21 protein-coding genes are annotated in these 20,217 nt (G+C 69.5%); 17 read left to right on the forward strand and 4 right to left on the reverse strand.

The window, feature by feature from the left end:
* Window positions 1–87: 87 nt before the first annotated feature.
* From ACMGER_RS16280 to ACMGER_RS16290, 3 genes are all read left to right on the forward strand, one after another.
* Entirely contained in the window at window positions 88–948 is an 861-nt protein-coding gene (locus ACMGER_RS16280) for an MBL fold metallo-hydrolase (RefSeq protein ID WP_436813210.1), read from the forward strand.
* A complete protein-coding gene (locus ACMGER_RS16285; RefSeq protein WP_436813211.1) occupies window positions 945–1,667 on the forward strand; it encodes a DUF4230 domain-containing protein in 723 nt (240 codons plus the stop codon). Before ACMGER_RS16280 ends, ACMGER_RS16285 begins: the two co-directional genes overlap by 4 nt.
* 204 nt (window positions 1,668–1,871) lie before the next feature.
* On the forward strand, window positions 1,872–2,210 hold the full coding sequence (locus ACMGER_RS16290; protein WP_436813212.1) for a hypothetical protein: 339 nt from the start codon (window positions 1,872–1,874) through the stop codon (window positions 2,208–2,210).
* 97 nt (window positions 2,211–2,307) lie between these two features.
* Here ACMGER_RS16290 and ACMGER_RS16295 read toward each other — a convergent pair whose 3' ends face one another.
* Together ACMGER_RS16295 and ACMGER_RS16300 are read right to left on the reverse strand one after the other, a co-directional pair.
* Window positions 2,308–3,051, reverse strand: coding sequence for a class I SAM-dependent methyltransferase (locus ACMGER_RS16295; RefSeq protein WP_436813213.1), 744 nt, complete (start codon window positions 3,049–3,051; stop codon window positions 2,308–2,310).
* A 41-nt stretch (window positions 3,052–3,092) separates the two neighbouring features.
* Window positions 3,093–3,260 (reverse strand): hypothetical protein, encoded by a 168-nt coding sequence (locus ACMGER_RS16300; RefSeq protein ID WP_436813214.1) that lies wholly within the window; start codon window positions 3,258–3,260, stop codon window positions 3,093–3,095.
* A gap of 114 nt (window positions 3,261–3,374) precedes the next feature.
* Between ACMGER_RS16300 and ACMGER_RS16305 the strand changes: the two genes are divergently transcribed.
* The 8 genes from ACMGER_RS16305 to leuB all read left to right on the forward strand — a co-directional run bounded on the left by ACMGER_RS16305 (window position 3,375) and on the right by leuB (window position 10,400).
* Window positions 3,375–3,782 carry a hypothetical protein gene (locus ACMGER_RS16305; RefSeq protein ID WP_436813215.1) on the forward strand — a complete coding sequence of 136 codons (408 nt, stop codon included), beginning with the start codon at window positions 3,375–3,377 and terminating at the stop codon, window positions 3,780–3,782.
* A gap of 180 nt (window positions 3,783–3,962) precedes the next feature.
* Complete coding sequence (gene uvrC, locus ACMGER_RS16310; protein ID WP_436813216.1) at window positions 3,963–5,885, forward strand: excinuclease ABC subunit UvrC; 1,923 nt, start codon at window positions 3,963–3,965, stop codon at window positions 5,883–5,885.
* Window positions 5,886–5,931: 46 nt separating this feature from the next.
* Complete coding sequence (locus ACMGER_RS16315; protein ID WP_436813217.1) at window positions 5,932–6,174, forward strand: type II toxin-antitoxin system CcdA family antitoxin; 243 nt, start codon at window positions 5,932–5,934, stop codon at window positions 6,172–6,174.
* The gene (locus ACMGER_RS16320) at window positions 6,174–6,473 is read left to right on the forward strand and encodes a CcdB family protein (protein WP_436813218.1); all 300 of its coding nucleotides are present in this window, start codon (window positions 6,174–6,176) and stop codon (window positions 6,471–6,473) included. Before ACMGER_RS16315 ends, ACMGER_RS16320 begins: the two co-directional genes overlap by 1 nt.
* Before the next feature lie 43 nt (window positions 6,474–6,516).
* Window positions 6,517–7,470 carry a polysaccharide deacetylase family protein gene (locus ACMGER_RS16325; RefSeq protein WP_436813219.1) on the forward strand — a complete coding sequence of 318 codons (954 nt, stop codon included), beginning with the start codon at window positions 6,517–6,519 and terminating at the stop codon, window positions 7,468–7,470.
* Window positions 7,467–8,360 (forward strand): GNAT family N-acetyltransferase, encoded by an 894-nt coding sequence (locus ACMGER_RS16330; protein ID WP_436813220.1) that lies wholly within the window; start codon window positions 7,467–7,469, stop codon window positions 8,358–8,360. Before ACMGER_RS16325 ends, ACMGER_RS16330 begins: the two co-directional genes overlap by 4 nt.
* Before the next feature lie 214 nt (window positions 8,361–8,574).
* A complete protein-coding gene (gene recO / locus ACMGER_RS16335) occupies window positions 8,575–9,306 on the forward strand; it encodes a DNA repair protein RecO (RefSeq protein ID WP_436813221.1) in 732 nt (243 codons plus the stop codon).
* A 44-nt stretch (window positions 9,307–9,350) separates the two neighbouring features.
* Window positions 9,351–10,400, forward strand: a complete 1,050-nt coding sequence (gene leuB / locus ACMGER_RS16340) for a 3-isopropylmalate dehydrogenase (RefSeq protein ID WP_436813222.1) — start codon at window positions 9,351–9,353, stop codon at window positions 10,398–10,400.
* A gap of 138 nt (window positions 10,401–10,538) precedes the next feature.
* Here leuB and ACMGER_RS16345 read toward each other — a convergent pair whose 3' ends face one another.
* Window positions 10,539–11,774, reverse strand: coding sequence for a glycosyltransferase family 39 protein (locus tag ACMGER_RS16345; protein WP_436813223.1), 1,236 nt, complete (start codon window positions 11,772–11,774; stop codon window positions 10,539–10,541).
* A 149-nt stretch (window positions 11,775–11,923) separates the two neighbouring features.
* Between ACMGER_RS16345 and ACMGER_RS16350 the strand changes: the two genes are divergently transcribed.
* The 6 genes from ACMGER_RS16350 to ACMGER_RS16375 all read left to right on the forward strand — a co-directional run bounded on the left by ACMGER_RS16350 (window position 11,924) and on the right by ACMGER_RS16375 (window position 17,414).
* Complete coding sequence (locus ACMGER_RS16350; protein WP_436813224.1) at window positions 11,924–13,129, forward strand: trans-sulfuration enzyme family protein; 1,206 nt, start codon at window positions 11,924–11,926, stop codon at window positions 13,127–13,129.
* On the forward strand, window positions 13,129–13,527 hold the full coding sequence (apaG, locus tag ACMGER_RS16355; protein WP_436813225.1) for a Co2+/Mg2+ efflux facilitator ApaG/CorD: 399 nt from the start codon (window positions 13,129–13,131) through the stop codon (window positions 13,525–13,527). The genes ACMGER_RS16350 and apaG overlap by 1 nt, the downstream gene beginning before the upstream one ends.
* 100 nt (window positions 13,528–13,627) lie before the next feature.
* The gene (locus ACMGER_RS16360; protein ID WP_436813226.1) at window positions 13,628–14,416 is read left to right on the forward strand and encodes a LysR family transcriptional regulator; all 789 of its coding nucleotides are present in this window, start codon (window positions 13,628–13,630) and stop codon (window positions 14,414–14,416) included.
* Window positions 14,413–14,691, forward strand: a complete 279-nt coding sequence (locus ACMGER_RS16365) for a hypothetical protein (RefSeq protein ID WP_436813227.1) — start codon at window positions 14,413–14,415, stop codon at window positions 14,689–14,691. Before ACMGER_RS16360 ends, ACMGER_RS16365 begins: the two co-directional genes overlap by 4 nt.
* Window positions 14,692–14,887: 196 nt before the next feature.
* Window positions 14,888–15,721 carry a TIGR00266 family protein gene (locus tag ACMGER_RS16370; protein ID WP_436813228.1) on the forward strand — a complete coding sequence of 278 codons (834 nt, stop codon included), beginning with the start codon at window positions 14,888–14,890 and terminating at the stop codon, window positions 15,719–15,721.
* A gap of 208 nt (window positions 15,722–15,929) precedes the next feature.
* Window positions 15,930–17,414, forward strand: coding sequence for a DUF4403 family protein (locus ACMGER_RS16375; RefSeq protein ID WP_436813229.1), 1,485 nt, complete (start codon window positions 15,930–15,932; stop codon window positions 17,412–17,414).
* A 748-nt stretch (window positions 17,415–18,162) separates the two neighbouring features.
* Here ACMGER_RS16375 and parE read toward each other — a convergent pair.
* Window positions 18,163–20,142: a DNA topoisomerase IV subunit B gene (gene parE / locus ACMGER_RS16380; protein ID WP_436813230.1), complete on the reverse strand. Its 1,980-nt coding sequence runs from the start codon at window positions 20,140–20,142 to the stop codon at window positions 18,163–18,165.
* Between the last annotated feature and the right edge of the window lie 75 nt (window positions 20,143–20,217).

Raw genomic sequence — 20,217 nt, forward strand, 5'->3', positions numbered from 1 at the left:
CCGGCGGTCTCCTCGTGCGCCGGCCGATCCGCCTTCCACCCGCGCGCGGCTCTTGTGAGCCGCGCGCGGAGCGGCCATCTGAGGGCGATGACCGACGTGCCGCACGACACGCCCGAGACGCTCGAGCCCGGCGTCGTCCGCCTGACCGCGAACAATCCCTCGCCGTTCACCCAGGACGGCACCCAGAGCTATGTCGTCGGCACCCGCGACGTGGCGGTGATCGATCCGGGGCCGGTCGATGAGGCCCATCTCGCCGCGCTGCTCGATGTGATCGGCGGCCGCCCGGTCGTCGCGATCCTCTGCACCCATACGCACCGCGACCACAGCCCGCTCGCCGCGCCCCTCAAAGCCGCGACCGCCGCCCCGATCATCGGCTGCGCACCGCTCGCGCTCGACGATCTCGGCCCGCGCGCCGACGCGTCGTTCGACCCGGACTATAGGCCCGACCATGTGCTCGCCGACGGCGACACGATCGCCGGCGACGGCTGGACGCTGGAGGCGATCGCGACGCCCGGCCACACGTCGAACCATCTCTGCTTCGCGCTCGTCGAGAGCAAGGCGCTGTTCAGCGGCGACCATGTGATGGGCTGGTCGACCAGCATCGTCTCGCCGCCCGACGGCGACATGGGCGATTACATGCGCAGCCTGGAGACGCTGCTGACCCGCGACGACCGGGTCTACTATCCCGGCCACGGTCCGGCGGTGGACAATCCCCAGCGGCTGGTGCGCGGGATGATGGGCCACCGCAAGCAGCGCGAGGGCCAGATCCTCCACCTGCTTCGGCGCGGCACCGGCGATGTCGGCGCGATGGTCGAGGCGATGTACGTCGGCCTCGACCGGCGGATGCATCCGGCGGCGGCGCGATCGGTGCTCGCGCATCTCCTGGACCTGCGCCGGCGCGGCCTCGTCGCAGGCGACGAGGGCGGGCAGTGGACGCTGGCGGCGTGACTCCGCCGCCTTCGCCAGCCAGGGGTGGCTCGCTGGCGCGCGGCTGCCTCGTCGTGATCGGCGCGCTGGCGCTGATGGCGCTCGCGGCCGGCGGCGCCTTCTGGCTGGCGACGCGCTGGGTGGACAGGCAGATCGATCCCGATCCGGTCACCGTCGCCAGCGCCAGCCTGCAGGGGCTGCGCGAGCAGAACCGCCTGTCCGCCTTCGTCGCGCGCTATGTCGCGGTCGTCACGTCGAGCCAGTCGCGCCTGGGCCTCACCGCCCAGAAGACGCTGATCATGCCCGGCATGGTCCGCTACGAGGTCGATCTCGGCAAGCTCGACCAAGGCGACGTGAAATGGGACGCCGGCACCCGTACGCTCTCGGTCAAGCTGCCGCCGATCGAACTGGTCGGGCCGCAGGTCGATCTCACCGCGATCCGCGAATATGGCGGCGACGGGCTGCTCACCAAATTCACCGATGCCGAGGCGCGGCTCGACACTGCCAATCGCCGCGCTGGGCAGGCGGAGCTCGTCCGCCAGGCGCGCGAGCCGGTGCCGATGCGGCTCGCCCGCGACGCCACCCGCCGCGCGATCGAGCGCAGCTTCGCCATGCCGCTGCGCGCAGCCGGCATCAACGCCAAGGTCGACGCCTGGTTCCCCGACGAGCGGCCGGGCATCGGGTTGGAACGCTGGGACACGACGCGGTCAGTCGAGGAGGTTCTCGGCAATCGGCGTTAGGGCGGGCAGCCTTCCCTTCGCCTACCCATTGCCGCATTGTGCGCGTGACGATCGTCATGGCGCCGATCAACGTTGCGGGCTTCTCATTGCACCTCGCGATGGGCGGACGAGCCTCGCGGCTTCCCGCCGGATCGCCGACGGGCTAGGCAGCCTCGCGCGAGGGAGCGGCAGTCGGGCCGAGTCCGCGCATGGAGACTGTTTCCGATGAAGATCGTCCTGCTGCTTGCCGCCCTGACCCTTGCGGCCCCTGCGCTCGCGCAGACTGCGCCTGCCTCGACCGCACCTGCGTCTGCGTCGACGACGACGGCGCCCGCCGCACCCGCCGCTGCGTCGAAATTCTCGCTCGACACCCCGATCGAGACGATCGCTGCCGATCCCGCCGGCAAGAAGGCGCTGGACGAGACCATGCCTGGCCTGACCACCCATGACGCCTATGAGATGTTCAAGTCGATGAGCCTCAACCAGCTCCAGCCGATGGCGGGCGGCAAGATCACCGACGAGGCGATGGCCAAGACGAAGGCTGCGCTCGAAGCGGTCAAATAGCTGTTCCCGACGTCATCCCGGCAAAAGCCGGAATCTCAGGCCGCAGGCGCGCGGCTGATTGCACGAGATCCCGGCCTTCGCCGGATGACACACGGGATTACGCCGGCTTCCTGAACCGATAGACGAACTGGTCGGTCTTGCCGCGGATCGACGGGTCGAACACGCTGGCGGTATGCGGGTCGGCCGGGTTGCGAAGCAGGTCCAGCTCGCCGTCGAACCGGAAGCCGGTCTTCTCGATCTCCGCGCGCGCCGCCGCCGGGTCGATGCGGTGGAGCGTCTGCGGCGCCGCGAAGCCGGGATCGGCGTTGGCGACATGGTCGACCACCAGCAGCACGCCGCCGGGTTTCAGCGAATCATAGAGCCGCTTGGTGATCGCGAGAGCCGCGCCCGGCGGGGCCACCTTGAGGTGCAGGTCGTGGTAGTTCTGCACCGTGATGATCGCGTCGAGCTTTTCGGGAAACGCGAACGACGCCAGCGGGTCGCTGCTCGCGGTGACGTTGGCACGGCCGGCCACCGCCGCCTTCTGCTCCTCGCCATAGGCGGGGCGGAAGGCGATGAACTCCTTGGGCTGATAGGCGTAGACGTGGCCCTCGGGCCCGACCAGCGGCGCAAGGATGCGGGTCCAGTAGCCGCCGCCCATGATGAAGTCGGCGACCCTGTCGCCCGGCTCGATCCCGGCGAAGGCGAGCAGCTCGCCGGCATGGCGCGCCTCGTCGCGCGCCTTCTGGTCGGCGGGGCGCGCCGCATCGGCGAGCGCGGCCTTGATGGCGGGGGTGACCGTCTGCGCACCAAGCGCGACGGGGGCGGCGGCAAGCAGCAGGGCAGCGAACAGGCGCTTCATCGGACGTCTCCTCTCCCGTGCGGCGGAGGGGGATGCTTCGTTCAGCGGGTTTGTGCCGCCTGGTTCTCCACCGCCTGCTCGTTCTGCATAGCCTTATAATGCGACGCGTTGAAGAACACGAAGATCACCGCGACGATCGCGAGCACGATCCCGATGATCAGGACGGCCGCGCGGCCGAGGCGGCGGTTGCTGGGGCGTTCTTCCGGCATGGCGGGTCTCCCGAGGTTCCCCGGTTAAGAAAGCGCGGGCGGGAGGGTCGTTCCGGAACAGCTCCGTCCCGCCGCCCGTTGACCCTGTGCGACGGGCAACGAGGAGAGGCGATCATGGACGACGCAGACGAACGGCGCGTCGATCCGGAACGACGGCAGCAGAATGCGTTCGACGTGCCCGGCGGCTATTCGGGCCAGGATTATCACCGCGAGCGCGAGGAGCAGGAGCGGCGGCGCGCCCCCGGCGGGCAGGTCCATCCCGGCCTCGCGGAGGCGGATCGTACCGCCGCGCCGGCCGGCGCGGGCGGCAAGGATATCCCGCCCGAGAACGGCCGCCGCGCCTGGATCGACCCGGCGACGGGTGCGGTGCACGGCGCGGGCGCGGGCGCGGGCGGCGGCGCGGCCGGTGAGGACTTCGACAGCGATCCGCAGGCCGGTGACGGCTACCCGGCGACCGGCGCCGCCGGCGAGGCGGCCGCGCGCGAGGCCGCCGGCAATGTGCCGGACGAGGGGGAGCGCTGACCCTGGGGGCTGTCCGGGTGAGATGGTCCGTGCTCCTGCGAAGGCAGGAGCTCAGGCCGCAAGCGGCACGCCCATGATCCAGCGCTCCTGCGTTCGCAGGAGCACGGGCAGTGTTCTCGGCTCGGGCTCCGGCGCGTGGCACGTTGCCGCCTTCCGTCGCCGGGCCTAAATCGCTCGGTGATGTCCGAGCCCAATTCCCCCAGCCGATTCAACGAGGAGAAGGCGACGTACGCCGTACGAGGCGCCGATGCGCCCGATCTCGAGGCGGGCGTGGCGGCGATCCGCAACGTGCTGAAGACGCTGCCGGCGCGGCCGGGCGTGTACCGGATGCAGGATGCGCGCGGCGACGTGCTCTATGTCGGGAAGGCGAGGGCACTCAGGAACCGCGTCACCAACTATACCCAGGTTGCGCGCCTCTCGAAGCGGCTGCAGCGGATGGTGGCGCAGACGCGGTCGATGACGATCGTCACCACCAACAACGAGGCCGAGGCGCTGCTGCTGGAGGCGCAGCTGATCAAGCGCTTCCGTCCGCCGTACAACGTGCTGCTGAGGGACGACAAGAGCTTCCCCTTCATCCTGCTGCGTGCCGATCACGCCTTCCCGCGCGTCCAGCTCCACCGTGGCGCGCGGCGGTTCAAGGGCGACTATTTCGGGCCGTTCGCGGGTGCGGGGCAGGTCAGGAAGACGCTCAACGCGCTGCAGAAGCTGTTCCTGCTCAGGAGCTGCACCGACGGCTTCTTCAACACGCGCGACCGGCCGTGCCTGCTCTACCAGATCCGCCGCTGCTCGGCGCCGTGCGTGGGGCGGATCGACGATGCCGGCTATGCCGAGCTGGTCGCCGACGCCAAGGACTTCCTCCTGGGCAAGTCGACCAAGGTGCAGGCCAAGCTCGGTGCCGCGATGACCGAGGCGGCCGAGCGGATGGATTACGAGCTGGCCGCGGTCTTCCGCGACCGGCTGAAGGCGCTCACCTTCATCCAGGGCAGCCAGGCGATCAATGCGGAAGGGGTGGGCGACGCCGACGTGTTCGCGATGGCGTGCAAGGAGGGTCAGTACGGCGTCCAGGCCTTCTTCATCCGCGGCGGCCAGAATTGGGGGCACCGTGCCTTCTTCCCCGCCCACACCGCCGACGTGCCCGAGGAGGAGGTGCTCGCCGCCTTCCTGATGCAGTTCTACGAGGAGGTGCCGCCGCCCCGGAACGTGCTGGTCGACCGGTTGCTGGGTGAGGCCGAGCTGTTCGCGACGGCGTTGAGCGCGCGCGCCGGCTTCAAGGTGAGCCTGAGCGTCCCCCAGCGCGGCGACCGGCGGCGGCTGATGGAGCAGGCCAGGCGCAACGCCGAGGAGGCGCTCGACCGGCGGCTGGCGGAATCGACGACGCAGGCGAAGCTGCTGCGCGACATCGCCGAGCTGTTCGAGCTGCCCGAGCCGCCCGACCGCATCGAGGTCTACGACAACAGCCACATCCAGGGGACCAACGCGCTCGGCGCGATGATTGTCGCGGGACCCGAGGGCTTCCGCAAGAACCAGTACCGCAAGTTCAACATCAAGCGCGCCGAGACGGTGCCGGGCGACGACTTCGCGATGATGCGCGAGGTGCTCAGCCGCCGCTTCGCCCGCGCGCAGGAGGAGGATCCCGACCGGCAGGGCGACACCTGGCCCGACCTGGTGCTGATCGACGGCGGGCGCGGGCAGCTCAATGCGGTGAAGGCGGTGCTGGAGGACCTCGGCATCGAGGACGTGTGCCTGGTCGGCGTCGCCAAGGGGCCGCACCACGGCCGCGAAGGGCGTGAGGTGTTCCACCTGATGGACGGCCGCGAGCTGATCCTGCCGGTCAACTCGCCGGTGCTGTTCTACCTCCAGCGCCTGCGCGACGAGGCGCACCGCTTCGCGATCGGCGCGCACCGGCAGAAGCGGGCGAAGGCGATCGGCGCCAGCCCGCTCGACGAGGTCCCCGGCATCGGCCCCGCGCGCAAGAAGGCGCTGCTGATGCACTTCGGCACCGCGCGGGCGGTGAAGGCGGCGAGCCTGGAGGACCTGCAGAAGGCGCCGGGCGTGTCGGCGGCGGTGGCGCAGCAGGTCTACGACTTCTACCACGCGCGTTGACGCAGGTCACATGCGCATTTATCATGCGCATGACTGAGAGGTAGTTATGAATGCTCCGGCAAAGCCCATTACCCGTCGCGCCACCAACGTTTCACTCGATCAGGAAGCGGTCGCCGAGGCCAAGGCGCTCGGCATCAACGTGTCGCGAGCTTGCGAGGCCGGCCTGAAGGCAGCCATTCGCGAGGAGGCTCGCGCACGTTGGCTGACGGAGAATCGCGCGGCCATCGACGAGTTCAATGCCTGGGTCGAAACCAATGATGTCCCACATGCCGACCTTCACGAAAGCTGATGGCGCAATTCGACGTCTACCGCCGCAAGGACGACGAGCGGCTGCTGGTCGATTGCCAATCCGATTTCATCGGCGAACTGGCAACGCGTTTCGTAATTCCGCTTTACGAACCGGGGCAGATCGCGCCGCCGATCACCCGTCTTAACCCCCTGCTCGATTTCGAAGGGCGTCGTCTCATCCTCTATCCGCAATTCGCCTTCAGCGTGCGGCGTTCCCTGTTGGGACCGGTGCTCGGGTCGCTGTCGCACGAACATGATGCGATCATGGGCGGTATCGACATGCTTCTGACCGGCTACTGAGGCCGTTACCGCTTCCTTCACTCCCGCGCGCTAGGGCGGCGCGATGGCGACGCCGGTTTTCCTGACGATCGATACCGAGCTCAAATGGGGGTATCACGCCGCGGGGCTCGACGTGGCCGCGATGGCGGCGCGTTCGCTGGAGCCGGCGGGCGTCGGCATCGGCTGGCAGCTCGAGCGGCTGGCGGCGCATGGGCTGAAGGCGACCTTCTTCGTCGATCCGATGCCGGCGCTGGCCCACGGGACCGGCGCGATCCGGCCGGTGGTGGAGGCGATCCTGGCGGCGCGGCAGGAGGTGCAGCTTCATCTCCATCCCAATTGGGCCGGCGCCGCCGCCGAGAACCGGATGGTCCATGGGCGGTTCGAACTCACCGATCTCTCCGCGATCGAGCAGCGTGCCATGATCGACCGGGCCCGCAGCCTGCTGGTCGAGGCGGGCGCGCCGGAGCCGATCGCCTTCCGCGCCGGCAGCTATGCCGCCAACGACGACACGCTGGCGGCGCTCGCGTCGCTGGGGTTTGTCTATGACAGCAGCCACAACGGCTGCGAGCATCCCTGGCCCAGCGCGATCGGCCTGCCGCGCGCGCAGATCGCGCCGATCGTGCATCAGGGGGTCATCGAGGTGCCGGTGACGGCGATCGAGGACCGCGCCGGCCGGCTTCGCCATTTCCAGATCTGCGCGCTGTCGGCCGGCGAGATGCGTGCCGCGCTCGACCATGCCCTGCGCGAGCGTCACGCAGCGGTGACGGTCGTCGGCCACAGCTTCGAGCTCGCCAATCGCGCGGGAACCCGGCCCAACCGCGTGCATGTCGCGCGGTTCGAGGGGCTGTGCCGGCTGCTCTCGGCCCGGCGCGACACGCTGCCGACCGCCCATTTCGCCGATCGGCCCGCGCTGGCGCTGGGGCGGGGGGACGTGCCGCTCGGCGCCAGCCTGCTGCGCACCGGCTGGCGACAGGCCGAGCAGCTCTGGTCGAACCTGATCGAGGAACGCGCGGCATGAGCGCCGCCGCATCGCTGCCGCTCCGGTTCCAGATCGGCGCGCGGACGCTGCTGTCGGTGCGGCGCAAGCTCCGGCGCGTGCCGCTGTCGCTCGACGATGCGCTGTCGGGGCGCGTCCCGCCGCTGCCGCCGGTGGAGGATGGGGACGGCTATTTCGTGACCTCGCTGCCGGCGGCGCTGGTGCCGGAGCTCGTGGCGGGCGGCATGATCGCTTTCGTTCGGCAGCGATATACCCGCTATTATGCCGATCTCGCCATCGGCTTCGATGCGTGGTGGGCGGGGCTCTCGGGCAACACGCGTTCCGGCTTCAAGCGCAAGCTCAAGCGGATCGGCACCCCCCACGTGCGTGCCTATCGCACGCCGGAGCAGCTGGAGGCGTTCCACGCCGTCGCGCGTGGTATCGCCGAACGAACCTATCAGGAACGGCTGCTTGGCATGGGCCTGCCGGACGATGGCGAGTTCGTCGCCGGGATGCTGGCGCACGCCGCGGCCGACGCGGTGCGGGCGTGGCTGCTGTTCGTGGAGGGGCGGCCCATCGCCTATCTCTATTGTCCGGTGCAGGCGGGGACGGTGATCTACGAATATGTCGGGCACGACCCGGCCTGCAACGACCTGTCGCCCGGCGCGGTGCTGCAGCTCGAAGCGATGCGCGACCTGTTCGCGGAAGGCCGATTCAGCCGGTTCGACTTCACCGAAGGCGAGGGGCAGCACAAGCGCAGCATGGCGACGGGCGGCATCGAGTGCGTCGATCTGCTGCTGCTCCGGCCGACGATGGCCAACCGCGCGGTGGTGGCCGCGCTGGCGGGGTTCGACTGGGTGGTGGAGCTCGTGAAAGCCGGGGTGACGGGGATCGGCCTGCAGGATTGGGCAAAGAAGGTGCGGCGAGGCTAATTCCTCCCCGGCACGGGGAGGGGGCGTAGCAGCGATCAGCGACCTGCCGGGGCAGGTCGCAGCCGCGAAGCCGGCTTGCGAAGCAAGCGGTGGGCGCGCAGCGATGGTGGAGGGGGCTGGCCGCAAGCGAGTCGAGCGAGGCGAACCCCCTCCACCACGAGCTTCGCTCGCGGTCCCCCTCCCCGTGCCGGGGAGGAACTTGTATGCCTCGGCCATGCACCTCCGCACCCAGGCCATCGTCCTCTCGGTCCGCGCGCATGGCGAGCACGGGGCGGTGGTGCGCTGCCTGACCCCGGCTGACGGGGTGCAGCCCGGCTATGTGCGCGGCGGCCATTCGCGCAGGCTCCGTCCGATCCTCCAGCCCGCCAACCTCGTGCTCGGCGAATGGCGGTCGCGGACCGAGGAGACGCTGGCCGGCCTCACCGTCGAGCTGGCGTACAGCCGCGCGCCGCTCCATGCCGAGCCGCTCGCCGCCGCCGCGCTCGAATGGGCGACGGCGCTGACGGCGGCGACGCTGCCCGACGCGCAGCCTTATCCGCGGCTATACGAGGCGCTCGACGGCCTGCTCGCCGCGATCGAGGCGGCGCCGGGCGCGCGCGGCTGGGCGGGGGCGCTGGTGCGCTATGAGCTGCTGCTGCTGGCCGAGCTCGGCTTCGGACTCGATCTCGACAGATGTGTAGCGACCGGGTCGAACGACGACCTCGCCTATGTCAGCCCCAGGAGCGGTGCCGCGGTGAGCCGGTCGGCGGCCGCCGGTTACGAGGCGCGGCTGCTGCGCTATCCCGCCTTCCTGCAGGGCGGCGGAGCGGCAGAGTGGGACGATATCCTCGACGGCCTCCGCCTCACCGGCCATTTCCTCGAACGCGACCTGCTCCACGGGCGCGCGGCCGATGCGCTCGCGGCGCGGGGGCGATTGGTCGAACGGCTCAAACGCGCGGTTGCGTGATCGCCTCGCGCTCGGCAATGCGGCGCCGAAGCGAGGGAAGATAGATGGCATTGATCGCATTGTTGCCCGGCGACGGGATCGGACCGGAAGTGGTGACGGAGGCGCGACGCGTGCTCGAGGCACTGGGGCTCGACCTCACCTTCGAGGAGGCGCCGGTCGGCGGTGCCGGCTATGAGGCGCTGGGCCATCCGCTGCCGGTGTCGACGCTCGACCTCGCGAGTCAGGCCGATGCGGTGCTGTTCGGTGCGGTCGGCGATCCGCGCTTCGACGATCTCGAGCGCTCGCTGCGGCCCGAGCAGGCGATCCTGGGGCTGCGCAAGGCGCTCGGCCTGTTCGCGAACCTGAGGCCAGCCAAGGGCTTCCCCGGGCTGGAGGATGCCTCGGCGCTGAAGCCGGAGATCGTGCGCACGCTCGACCTCGTCATCCTGCGCGAGCTCACCGGCGACGTCTATTTCGGCGAGAAGGGGCAGCGTCGGACCGGCGAAGGGCTGCGACAGGGCTATGACGTGATGGCCTATGACGAGGCCGAGGTGCGGCGGATCGCCACCGTCGGCTTCGAGATGGCGAAGCGGCGCAGGGGCAAGCTCTGCTCGGTCGACAAGGCGAACGTGCTGGAGACCTCGCAGCTGTGGCGCGACGTGGTGAACGAGCTGGCGCCGAGCTATCCCGAGGTCGCGCTCACCCATATGTACGCCGACAACGCCGCGATGCAGTTGGTGCGCGCGCCCGGCCAGTTCGACGTGATCGTCACCGGCAACATGTTCGGCGACATCCTGTCCGACCAGGCAAGCATGTGCGCCGGCTCGATCGGGATGCTGGCGTCGGCGTCGCTCAGCGAATGGAGCGGGGCGTGCGGCCTCTATGAGCCGATCCACGGCTCGGCGCCCGACATCGCGGGGCAGGGCAAGGCCAATCCCTGCGCGGCGATCCTGTCGGCGGCGATGATGCTGCGGCACTCGCTGGAGCAGCCGGCGGCGGCGGACCGGGTCGAGGCGGCGGTGGCCGCGGCGATTGCCGACGGCGCGCGCACGACGGACCTCGGCGGCTCGCTGTCGACCCCGGCGATGGGCGACGCGGTGCTGGCGCGGTTGTAGGGTTGGTCCGGATGAGTCCGGACGAGATTGAATCGTGCTCTGCGAAGGCAGGAGCCTTGGATTATGGGCGTCTCGCCCGCGGTCCGGGCTCCTGCCTTCGCAGGAGCACTGACGCGGCCTCAATCTGAACAGGGCATCCTACCGCCAGCTGTCGAGCCACATCCAGCGGTTGAACGCCTGATCGTTGGGCAGCGCCCCCGCGGCGATGATCGGGTAGAAGTGCACGAATAGCGCGACGGCGGCGACGGCGGTCGCGGCCGTCCACCAGCTGCGCGATCCGCGGCCGTACATGTGGCAGGCGGCGGCGAGCACGATGCAGATGAAGATGCCGGAGAGGTGGTAATAATAATAGAAGCCGAGGCTCTTGGGGATGATCGCCCAGATCGCGAGCGATGCCGCCCATAGCAGCGCGACCGCGCCCGCCTCGGCCGAACCCTTCCACCACCGCCAGGCGAGCAGCGGCATCGCGATCAGCCCGCTCCACATGATCACCGGATTGCCGATCAGCAGCACCCCGCGCACCGCGCCGTCGACCGGCTCGTAGAGATACCAGATCGGCCGGAGCATCAGCGGCCAGCTCCACCAGCTCGACTGATAGGGATGGGGAGAAAGGATCTGCGTCTGGCTCTCGTACATCCGCCATTGGAAGGAGACGATGCCGGCAGGCGTCAGCGGATCGTGCGCGTAGAAGAGGGCGGGCAGGAAGGTGAGGAAATAGGCGGCGACGCTGACGATCCCGAGCGACAGGATCGCGCGGATTCTGCCGAGCCCCGGCCATGCCCGCGGGCGGATGCCGCGCACCCAGAGGAAGGCGGCCATCGCGAAGGCGACATAAGGCGCCGCCGCCCATTTGGTCGCGGTGGCGAGCCCGAGCAGCACCGCGCCGAGCAGCCAGCGCCGCAGGACCTTCTCCGGCGGCGCGCGCATCGCCCAGAGCAGGCTGGCGATGCCCAGCAGCACGAACGCCGCCATGAAGCCGTCGAGCATCGCGATCCGCGCCTGGATGAAGATCGTGAAGTTGAGCGCCGCGAACAGCGCGCCGCAGCCTGCGGTGCGGACGCTGCCGAACAGCAGGATGAGAATCGCGAACACCCCCAGCACCGTCGCGGTGCCGGCGAGCGTCGAGAAGGCGCGCCACCCGAGCGAGTCGTCCCCGAAGACGGCGATGCCGGCGGCGATGATCTCCTTGCCGAGCAGCGGATGCTCGGTGTTCATCGGCCGGTCGAGCGTCAGGATCGCGCGGGCGGCGGGGACATAATGAATCTCGTCGAACATCAGCTTGTGCGGGCGGGTGACGTTGACGCTGAACAGCATCTGCGCGGCGAGGCCGATGAGAAGGGCGACGAGCCACGGGCGGCGGAGATAGGCGGTCATCACGTCCTTTCCGTCATGCCGACGTGTTCCGGCATCCACCGTGCACCAGGCCCCACACCGTCGTATTTGCGACACGGTGGATGCCGGAACAAGTCCGGCATGACGGGAGTGGTTGACCCGGCAGGGTCCCCTCCGCCAAAGCGTCAGCCATGAAGCGTCGTACCGGTCAGGACCTCTCGATCACGCGCAGCTGGCGCCCCGCCACCCAGGCCGTGCGCGGCGGCACCGCGCGATCGGAATGGGGCGAGACCAGCGAGGCGATCTTCCTCACCTCCGGCTATGCCTATGACTGCGCGGGCGACGCCGCCGCGCGCTTCGCCGGCGATCAGGTCGGCATGACCTATTCGCGGCTGCAGAACCCGACCGTCGAGATGCTCGAGCATCGGATCGCGCTGCTCGAGCAGACCGAGGCGTGCCGCACGATGGCGAGCGGCATGGCGGCGATGACGGCGGCGCTGCTCTGCCAGCTGTCCGCGGGCGATCACCTGGTCGGCGGGCGCGCGGCGTTCGGCTCCTGCCGCTGGCTGACCGACACGCTGCTGCCGCGCTTCGGCATCGAGACGACGGTGGTCGATGCGCGCGACCCGCAGGCGTTCGTCGATGCCTCCAAGGGCAACACCAGGGTCTGGTTCTTCGAGACCCCCGCCAACCCGACGATGGACATCGTCGACCTGAGGGCGGTGTGCGCGCTCGCCAGGGAGCGTGGTATCGTCACCGTGGTCGACAACGCCTTCGCCAGCCCGGTCCTGCAGCGCCCCGTCGAGTTCGGCGCCGACGTGGTCGCCCATTCGGCGACCAAGGCGATGGACGGCCAGGGCCGCGTGCTCGCCGGCGCGGTATGCGGCACCGAGGACTTCATCACCAACACGCTGCTACCCTTCACCCGCAACACCGGCCCGACGCTGAGCGCGTTCAACGCCTGGGTGGTGCTGAAGGGGCTGGAGACGCTCGACCTGCGCATCCGCCGCCAGAGCGACAATGCGCTGAAGGTCGGCAAATTCCTGGAGGGCCGCGTGCCGAAGGTCCTCCACCCGGGCCTCCCCAGCCACCCGCAGCACAATCTGGCGATGAGCCAGATGGAGGCGGCCGGGTCGATCTTCGCCTTCGAGGTCGAGGGGCGCGAGCAGGCGCACGACCTGCTCGATGCGTTGCGGCTCGTCGACATCTCGAACAACATCGGCGATTCGCGCTCGCTGATGACGCATCCGTCCTCCACCACCCATTCGGGCGTCGAGGAGGCGAAGCGGATCGAGATGGGGGTGACCGAAGGGATGCTGCGCATGAACGTCGGGCTGGAAGACCCGCAGGACCTGATCGACGATCTCGACCAGGCGCTGAGGGCCGTGGGGCTCTGATGGAGGCGCTGTTCGCCCACGCCGCCGAGACCCGCGGGATCGCGGTGCGCGTGCAGGTGAGCTATCTCGCCGAACAGTCGGAGCCGGCGCGCGGGCGCTGGTTCTGGGCCTATCACATCCGCATCGAGAACGCGTCGGACCGAACCGTGCAGCTCCTCACCCGCCATTGGATCATCACCGACGGCCGCGGCGCGCGCCATTCGGTCGAGGGCGAGGGCGTGGTCGGCGAACAGCCGGTGATCGCGCCCGGGACGAGCTACGACTATGTCTCGGGCTGCCCGCTATCGACGCCGACGGGATCGATGCAGGGCAGCTATCACATGATCGACGAGGACGGCGAAGGCTTCGACGTCGCCATCCCCAAATTCGCGCTGCTGGCGCCGGCGGTGGGGGCGTGAGCATGGCCATCTCCGTCGCCCCGGCGAAGGCCGGGGCCGCTCAGTTTCGAAGCGATTCCGATCCACATGGCGGCCCCGGCCTCCGCCGGGGCGACGACAGATGAAGCGCACCCACCTTCCCCTCAACGGCCTGCGCGTCCTCGATGCCGCCGCGCGGCACCTGTCCTTCACCCGCGCCGCCGACGAGCTGGCGGTGACCCCGGCCGCGGTCGGCCAGCAGATCCGGGCGCTGGAGGACACGCTCGGCACCGTGCTGTTCCGCCGCACCACCAAGGGGCTGGAACTGACGCCGGAGGGCGAGGCGGGCCTGCCGGCGCTGCGCGAGGGCTTCCTCCAGTTCGAGGAGGCGGTGCGCGCCATGCAGGCGGGGCAGTCGTCCAAGTCGCTCACCATCGCCGCGCCGCGCGACCTCACCGCCAAATGGCTGATGGCGCGGCTGACCGAGATCGCCGCCGCCGACCCGGAGCTGCGCTTCGCGATCGTCGCCGACGAGGAGGTCGACTTCGCCCAGGCCAATCTCGACCTCGCGATCCGCTGGGGCGAGGGACCGGGCGAGCATGAGGGCGAGGCGCTCGAATCCGACGGCATGGTGACGGTGACGGCGCCCGCGGGCGGCGCCGATGTCGCGATCGCCTGGCCCGGCTGCATGGGCGAGGACGCGACCTCGCCGGTGCGCGTCGCCGACGCCGGGCTCGCGCTCGACGCGGCGGCGGCGGGGCTGGGGCGTGCCTGCGTGCCCGAGCTGCTCGCCCGTGCCGACCTGGCGGCGGGGCGGGTGGTGATGATCGGCGAGCCCCGGATGGTGCCGCGCGGCTATTGGCTGATGGCGCCGCTCCCGCAGTGGCGGCAGAAGAAGGTCAAGGCGCTGGTCGAGGCGCTGGCGTCGTGAGCGAGGGCGAGGGGGCTCCCCCGCCGCCCGACCTCGGCGATCCGGCGGAGCTCGCGCGCTATCGCCGGGAGCTCGCGATGGTGGCGCGCGGCACGCGCCTCTCGGGCATCGCCCTCGCGCTGCTCGGGGTGGTCGCGGCGATCCTGCGCGGCAGCGTACTGCCGTCGCTGCCGGAGCTGGTGCCGCTCGCGCTGATCGTCACCGCGCTGGGCCTGATGCTGATCGGCACGGTGCGCCGCGCCCGCTATCACATGCAGCGGATGCGCAAGCTTTAGGACGGAGGGCGGTGAAGCCGGCCCCGTCTTGGGCTAGAGTTTGATCCGTCCGCCTTGAAGCAGCCGTTCCCCGGCGAAGGCCGGGGCCCAGTGTCGAACAGATTGCAACTGGGCCCCGGCCTTCGCCGGGGAACAGATTCACACTGGCCGAATCGGACTCTAAAAGGCCGCCGAATCCTCAAGCGGAGAGCGAGTCGTGCCCCAGTCGAGCCCATGGTCGCACACACGCAGCAGCGGCGTCGCCGACGACATCGATTTCGAGATCAAGGGCCAGGAGCTGCAATTCCTCGAGATCGAGCTCGATCCCGGCGAGAGCGCGGTCGCCGAGGCTGGGGCGCTGGTGTGGAAGGATGCCGCGGTCGGCATGACCACCGTGTTCGGCGACGGCAGCGGCCAGGACGGCGGCTTCATGGGCAAGCTGCTCGGCGCCGGCAAGCGGCTGGTGACGGGCGAGAGCCTGTTCACCACCGTCTTCACCCACAACGGCTCCGGCAAGGCGCGCGTCGCCTTCGCCTCGCCCGTGCCCGGCGCGATCATGGCATTGAAGCTCAGCGACGTCGGCGGCACGCTGATCTGCCAGAAGGACAGCTTCCTCGCCGCGGCCAAGGGGGTGTCGATCGGCGTCGCCTTCCAGCGCCGGGTGCTGACCGGGCTGTTCGGCGGCGAAGGCTTCATCATGCAGCGGCTGGAGGGCGACGGCTGGGTGTTCGTGCAGATGGGCGGCACCATCGTCGGGCGCGAGCTGGCGCCGGGGCAGGAGCTGCACGTCGATACCGGCTGCCTGGCCGCCTATACCCCGAGCGTCGATTTCGACCTGGTGACCGCGGGCGGGGTGCGCAGCGTGTTCTTCGGCGGCGAGGGGCTGTTCTTCGCGCGGCTGCGGGGACCGGGCAAGGTGTGGGTACAGTCGCTGCCCTTCTCGCGCCTCGCCGGCCGGATGCTGGCAGCGGCGGGATCGCGTGGCGGGCAGAATCGCGGCGAGGGATCGGTTCTGGGCGGCCTGGGAGACCTCATCGGCGGGAATGACTAATTCCTCTAAGCCCCTCCCCTTCAGGGGAGGGGTTTGGGGTGGGGCAGTGCGGCAGGCGGTCCGGCTCGCGGACAGTCCCCACCCCAACCCCTCCCCTGAAGGGGAGGGGCTTAGGCGACCTCCAACAAAATCGCTTTCCTAATAGGATTTGCTTTGCTTGACTTGACCTAGGCCGCCCCAACGTGGCTGCTGGCGAGGGGGAACGCCGATGCGGAGAGGGTGGATTGCAGCGGCGATCGCGGCGACGCTGCTCGGCGGATGCGAGCGCGAGCGCAGGCACGGCGGGAACCCGGCGCCGCCCAAGGTCGAGGCGCCGGCCGACCTGCCGACCGAAACCTCGACGATCGTGGTGCCGCTGACGATCGACCTCGCCGCGCTGGAGGCGGGCCTCAACGCACGCATCCCGCGGCAGCTCTGGCAGATCGACAGGTTCCAGCCGAAATGCGTCACCGCCAAGCGCGTCAAGGTGCTGGGCGTCCGCGCCAGGGTGACACCCGACATCGGCTGCCGCATCGTCGGACAGGTGACGCGCGGGCGTATCCGGCTGAGCGGCAAGGGCCAATCGCTGATCGCGACGCTGCCGGTCTCGGCGGTGATCGCGGCGCGCAACGTCGGCGGTGTCCTCAAGGGCGAGACCGCGACCGGCGCCGCCGACGTGCGCGCGACGGTGCGGCTCGCGGTCGACCGCGCGTGGCAGCCGACCGCCAAGGTCGACATCGCCTATGACTGGATCGAGCCGCCGGGAATCGACCTCCTCGGCCAGCGCATCAAGTTCGCCGAAAAGGCCGATGCCAAGCTCAAGCGCGTGATCGCGGGCCTGGAGCGCAGCCTGCCGCAGGAACTGGCGAGGCTCCACGCCCGCGCCTGGACCGAGCAACTGTGGCGCCAGGCGTTCACCTCGATCGAGCTCAACCGCGAGAAGCCGCCCGCCTGGATGCGGGTGACCCCGAAGCGGCTCGGCTTCGGCGGCTATCGCGTCACCGGCCGCCGGCTGGAGATGACGCTCCAGGCCGAGGCGCTGACCGAGACCTTCGTCGGCGCCCGCCCGCCCGATCCCGCGCCGACGCCGCTGCCGCCGCCCGCGACGCGGCTCGGCCCGCGCGGGCTCCGCTTCTTCGTGCCGGTGCTGGCGGACTATGCGCAACTCGAACCGGTGGTGCAGCGCGCGCTGGTCAAGCGCGCGGCCAAGGGGATCACGCTCAAGGGCGTCGGACCGGTCGACGCCGAGTTCGGCGAGGTCACCGTCTATGCGACCGAAGGCGGCCGGCTGGCGGTCGGGGTCAAGGCGAAGGTACGGGCGCGGTCGCGGCCGGAGCTCACCACCACGCACGGCGAGGTCTGGCTGTGGGGCGTGCCGTACAACGAGCCCAATTCGCAGGTCGTGCGCGTGCGCGATCTCAGCATCGCCGGAGAGACCGATCGGCAAGCGGTGGACATGCTGATCCAGCTGTTCCTCGATCCCGGCGTGCTCGCCGAGGTCCGCGAGGCGCTGACGCACGATTTCGCGCCGGATTACCAGCGGGTGCTGACGGCGGCGCGCAAGGCGATCGCCGGACGGCGCGAGGGCGATTTCCTGCTGTCCGCCAATGTGGCGGACGTCAGCAACGGTGAGATCAAGGTCACCGGGCAGGGACTGTTCCTTCCGGTGCGGGCGAAGGGGACGGCGGCGATCCGGTACAGTCCGGCGGAGTAGCAAATTCCTCCCCAAGCTTAGCTGGGTAGGATGGGACTAAGGTCTGTGGGGGATTCAATTCCTTCCCCTCTCCTTGGGGAGAGGGCTGCGTAGACTTAGGTCTTGCGAGGCAAGGCCTTAGTCGGAGCTGGGTGAGGGGTCCTCCGCTCGCGAGGGTGGGTCACCCTCACCAACTCCGACTAAGCACCCCGGCTTTGCCGGGGCGCCAAGTCTCCGTATCCTCTCCCTCCAGGAAGAGGACAGAAGAGGCCGGCAGATTTTCCGCAATCCGCTCCAGGCTGTGTCGACATTCAGCGTCGGAAGACCTTGGCGCCGGATGTCGACGATCCGGCGTCCTTGCAATGTAGGATTTCATTTGCTTGGCTCGCCCGGTCCGAGCCGCGTAAGCGCCGGTCCGCTCTTTGATCCCGTAGATCCCGCTCATGTCGCGCCGCTGTCGCGTCACCGTAGCGCCTGTGCCGCATCGCCGCCGCGTCCGGTCGCGATCCTGCCGCGTCCGTGCAGCCTTCCGGCGCATCGGTTCCGCACACACAGGACCCTGAGTCAATTTAGTCAACTTTTTTGCGAACCTTCATGTAACATTATATCACGAAAGTCACATCGGCGTTCTACCCATGACTTTCGTGACCTTCGACGGATTTCCGCGGGTTTCCGGCGCCTGTCCGTTGATCATCGGCGTGCCGCAATCGGCGAGGATCGGCGGGACATAGGGCCGTCCTCGAATGGCTCAGCTGATTGTCAATGCAACCTAGACGTCGATCGCCTCGTCCTCCAGCCGCGCGGCGTTCTCCTGGATGAAGGCGAAGCGGTGCGCCGGGTTGTTGCCCATCAGCCGGTCGACCAGGTCCTTCACCCCGGCGCGCTCCTCATATTCCTGCGGCAGCGTGATGCGGAGGAGCTGGCGCGTCGCCGGGTCCATCGTCGTCTCCCGAAGCTGCTGCGGGTTCATCTCGCCCAGTCCCTTGAAGCGCGAAACCTCGACCTTCTTGCCCTTGAACTCGCTCGCCTCGATCTCGGCGCGATGGGCGTCGTCGCGGGCGTAGATCGACTTCGACCCGACCGTCAGCCGGTAGAGCGGCGGCTGGGCGAGATGGAGATGCCCGCGCCGCACCAGTTCGGGCATCTCCTGGAAGAAGAAGGTCATCAGCAGCGTCGCGATATGCGCCCCGTCGACGTCGGCGTCGGTCATGATGACGATACGCTCGTAGCGCAGGTTGTCGGGCAGGCAGTCCTTGCGCGTGCCGCAGCCGAGCGCCTGAATGAGGTCCGCGATCTCTTGGTTGGCCAGGATCTTGGCCGAGGTGGCGGAGGCGACGTTCAGGATCTTGCCCCGGATCGGCAGTATCGCCTGGGTCTTGCGATCGCGCGCCTGCTTGGCGGAACCGCCGGCCGAATCGCCCTCGACGATGAACAGCTCGGTGCCCTCCGGACTGTCGGCGGCGCAGTCGGTGAGCTTGCCTGGGAGGCGCAGCTTGCGGCCCGAGGTCGCGGTCTTGCGCTTGACCTCGCGCTCGGCCTTGCGGCGCAGGCGCTCGTCCATCCGCTCGAGGACATAGCCGAGCAGCGCCCGGCCGCGCTCCATGTTGTCGGCGAGGAAATGGTCGAAATGGTCGCGCACCGCGCGCTCGACCAGCGCGGTCGCCTCGGGCGAGGTCAGGCGGTCCTTGGTCTGGCTCTGGAACTGCGGCTCGCGGACGAAGACGGAGAGCATCAGCTCCGATCCGGTCATAACGTCGTCGGCGGTGACGTCCTTGGCCTTCTTCTGCCCGACGAGATCGCCGAACGCGCGCAGGCCGCGTGTGAGCGCCTGGCGCAGGCCCTGCTCGTGCGTGCCGCCGTCGGGCGTCGGGATGGTGTTGCAGTACCAGCTGTAGCTGCCGTCGGACCACAGGGGCCACGCCACCGCCCATTCGACGCGTCCCTGGCCGTCGGGGAAATCCTGCCGCCCTGCGAAGAAGTCCGCGGTGGCGCACTCCCGGCCGGCGAGCTGCTCGCGCAGATGGTCGCCGAGGCCGCCGGGGAACTGGAACACCGCTTCGGGAGGCGTGTCGTCGGCGATGAGCGAGGGGTCGCACTTCCAGCGGATCTCGACGCCGGCGAACAGATAGGCCTTGGACCGGGCGAGCTTGTGGAGCCGCGCCGGCTTGAAGTGCATCTCCGGCCCGAAGATCTCGTCGTCGGGCGTGAAGGCGACGCTGGTGCCGCGCCGGTTGGGCGTGCCGCCGAGATGCTCGAGCGGCCCCAGCGTCGCGCCGCGCGAGAAGCGCTGGCGGTAGAGCTGCCGGTCGCGGGCGACCTCGACCACTGTGTCCTTCGACAGCGCGTTGACCACGCTGACGCCGACGCCGTGCAGGCCGCCCGAGGTCGCATAGGCCTTGCCGTTGAACTTGCCGCCGGAATGGAGCATCGAGAGGATCACCTCCAGAGCGGACTTGTCTTTGAATTTCGGGTGAGGATCGACTGGCATACCTCTCCCGTTGTCGACGATGGTGAGGCGGTTGCCGGGCTCCAGAGTCACTTCGATCCGCGTGGCGTGCCCGGCCACCGCTTCGTCCATCGCATTGTCGAGGACCTCGGCCGCGAGGTGGTGGAGCGCGCGTTCGTCGGTGCCGCCGATGTACATGCCCGGACGGCGCCGGACCGGCTCCAGCCCTTCGAGGACCTCGATCGACGATGCGTCGTAGTCGGAGGAGGAGGGGATGGGCGCGGCGAACAGATCTTCGGACATGGAACGAAGCTATAGGGGCGTGCGATTCCCTCGCGCAACAAAGACTCTCGCGCTGAGGTGCGTCGCCGAACGATC

The sequence above is a fragment of the Sphingomonas astragali genome (assembly GCF_051400615.1).
Classification (GTDB): Bacteria; Pseudomonadota; Alphaproteobacteria; order Sphingomonadales; family Sphingomonadaceae; genus Sphingomonas.

What these genes read in the sequence shown, in the direction of transcription:
- ACMGER_RS16280 (WP_436813210.1), top strand. Translation starts at nt 88, where the DNA reads ATGACCGACGTGCCGCACGACACGCCCGAGACGCTCGAGCCCGGCGTC.
- ACMGER_RS16290 (WP_436813212.1), top strand. Translation starts at nt 1,872, where the DNA reads ATGAAGATCGTCCTGCTGCTTGCCGCCCTGACCCTTGCGGCCCCTGCG.
- ACMGER_RS16295 (WP_436813213.1), bottom strand. Translation starts at nt 3,051, where the DNA reads ATGAAGCGCCTGTTCGCTGCCCTGCTGCTTGCCGCCGCCCCCGTCGCG.
- ACMGER_RS16300 (WP_436813214.1), bottom strand. Translation starts at nt 3,260, where the DNA reads ATGCCGGAAGAACGCCCCAGCAACCGCCGCCTCGGCCGCGCGGCCGTC.
- ACMGER_RS16305 (WP_436813215.1), top strand. Translation starts at nt 3,375, where the DNA reads ATGGACGACGCAGACGAACGGCGCGTCGATCCGGAACGACGGCAGCAG.
- uvrC (WP_436813216.1), top strand. Translation starts at nt 3,963, where the DNA reads ATGTCCGAGCCCAATTCCCCCAGCCGATTCAACGAGGAGAAGGCGACG.
- ACMGER_RS16315 (WP_436813217.1), top strand. Translation starts at nt 5,932, where the DNA reads ATGAATGCTCCGGCAAAGCCCATTACCCGTCGCGCCACCAACGTTTCA.
- ACMGER_RS16320 (WP_436813218.1), top strand. Translation starts at nt 6,174, where the DNA reads ATGGCGCAATTCGACGTCTACCGCCGCAAGGACGACGAGCGGCTGCTG.
- ACMGER_RS16325 (WP_436813219.1), top strand. Translation starts at nt 6,517, where the DNA reads ATGGCGACGCCGGTTTTCCTGACGATCGATACCGAGCTCAAATGGGGG.
- ACMGER_RS16330 (WP_436813220.1), top strand. Translation starts at nt 7,467, where the DNA reads ATGAGCGCCGCCGCATCGCTGCCGCTCCGGTTCCAGATCGGCGCGCGG.
- recO (WP_436813221.1), top strand. Translation starts at nt 8,575, where the DNA reads ATGCACCTCCGCACCCAGGCCATCGTCCTCTCGGTCCGCGCGCATGGC.
- leuB (WP_436813222.1), top strand. Translation starts at nt 9,351, where the DNA reads ATGGCATTGATCGCATTGTTGCCCGGCGACGGGATCGGACCGGAAGTG.
- ACMGER_RS16345 (WP_436813223.1), bottom strand. Translation starts at nt 11,774, where the DNA reads ATGACCGCCTATCTCCGCCGCCCGTGGCTCGTCGCCCTTCTCATCGGC.
- ACMGER_RS16350 (WP_436813224.1), top strand. Translation starts at nt 11,924, where the DNA reads ATGAAGCGTCGTACCGGTCAGGACCTCTCGATCACGCGCAGCTGGCGC.
- apaG (WP_436813225.1), top strand. Translation starts at nt 13,129, where the DNA reads ATGGAGGCGCTGTTCGCCCACGCCGCCGAGACCCGCGGGATCGCGGTG.
- ACMGER_RS16360 (WP_436813226.1), top strand. Translation starts at nt 13,628, where the DNA reads ATGAAGCGCACCCACCTTCCCCTCAACGGCCTGCGCGTCCTCGATGCC.
- ACMGER_RS16375 (WP_436813229.1), top strand. Translation starts at nt 15,930, where the DNA reads ATGCGGAGAGGGTGGATTGCAGCGGCGATCGCGGCGACGCTGCTCGGC.
- parE (WP_436813230.1), bottom strand. Translation starts at nt 20,142, where the DNA reads ATGTCCGAAGATCTGTTCGCCGCGCCCATCCCCTCCTCCTCCGACTAC.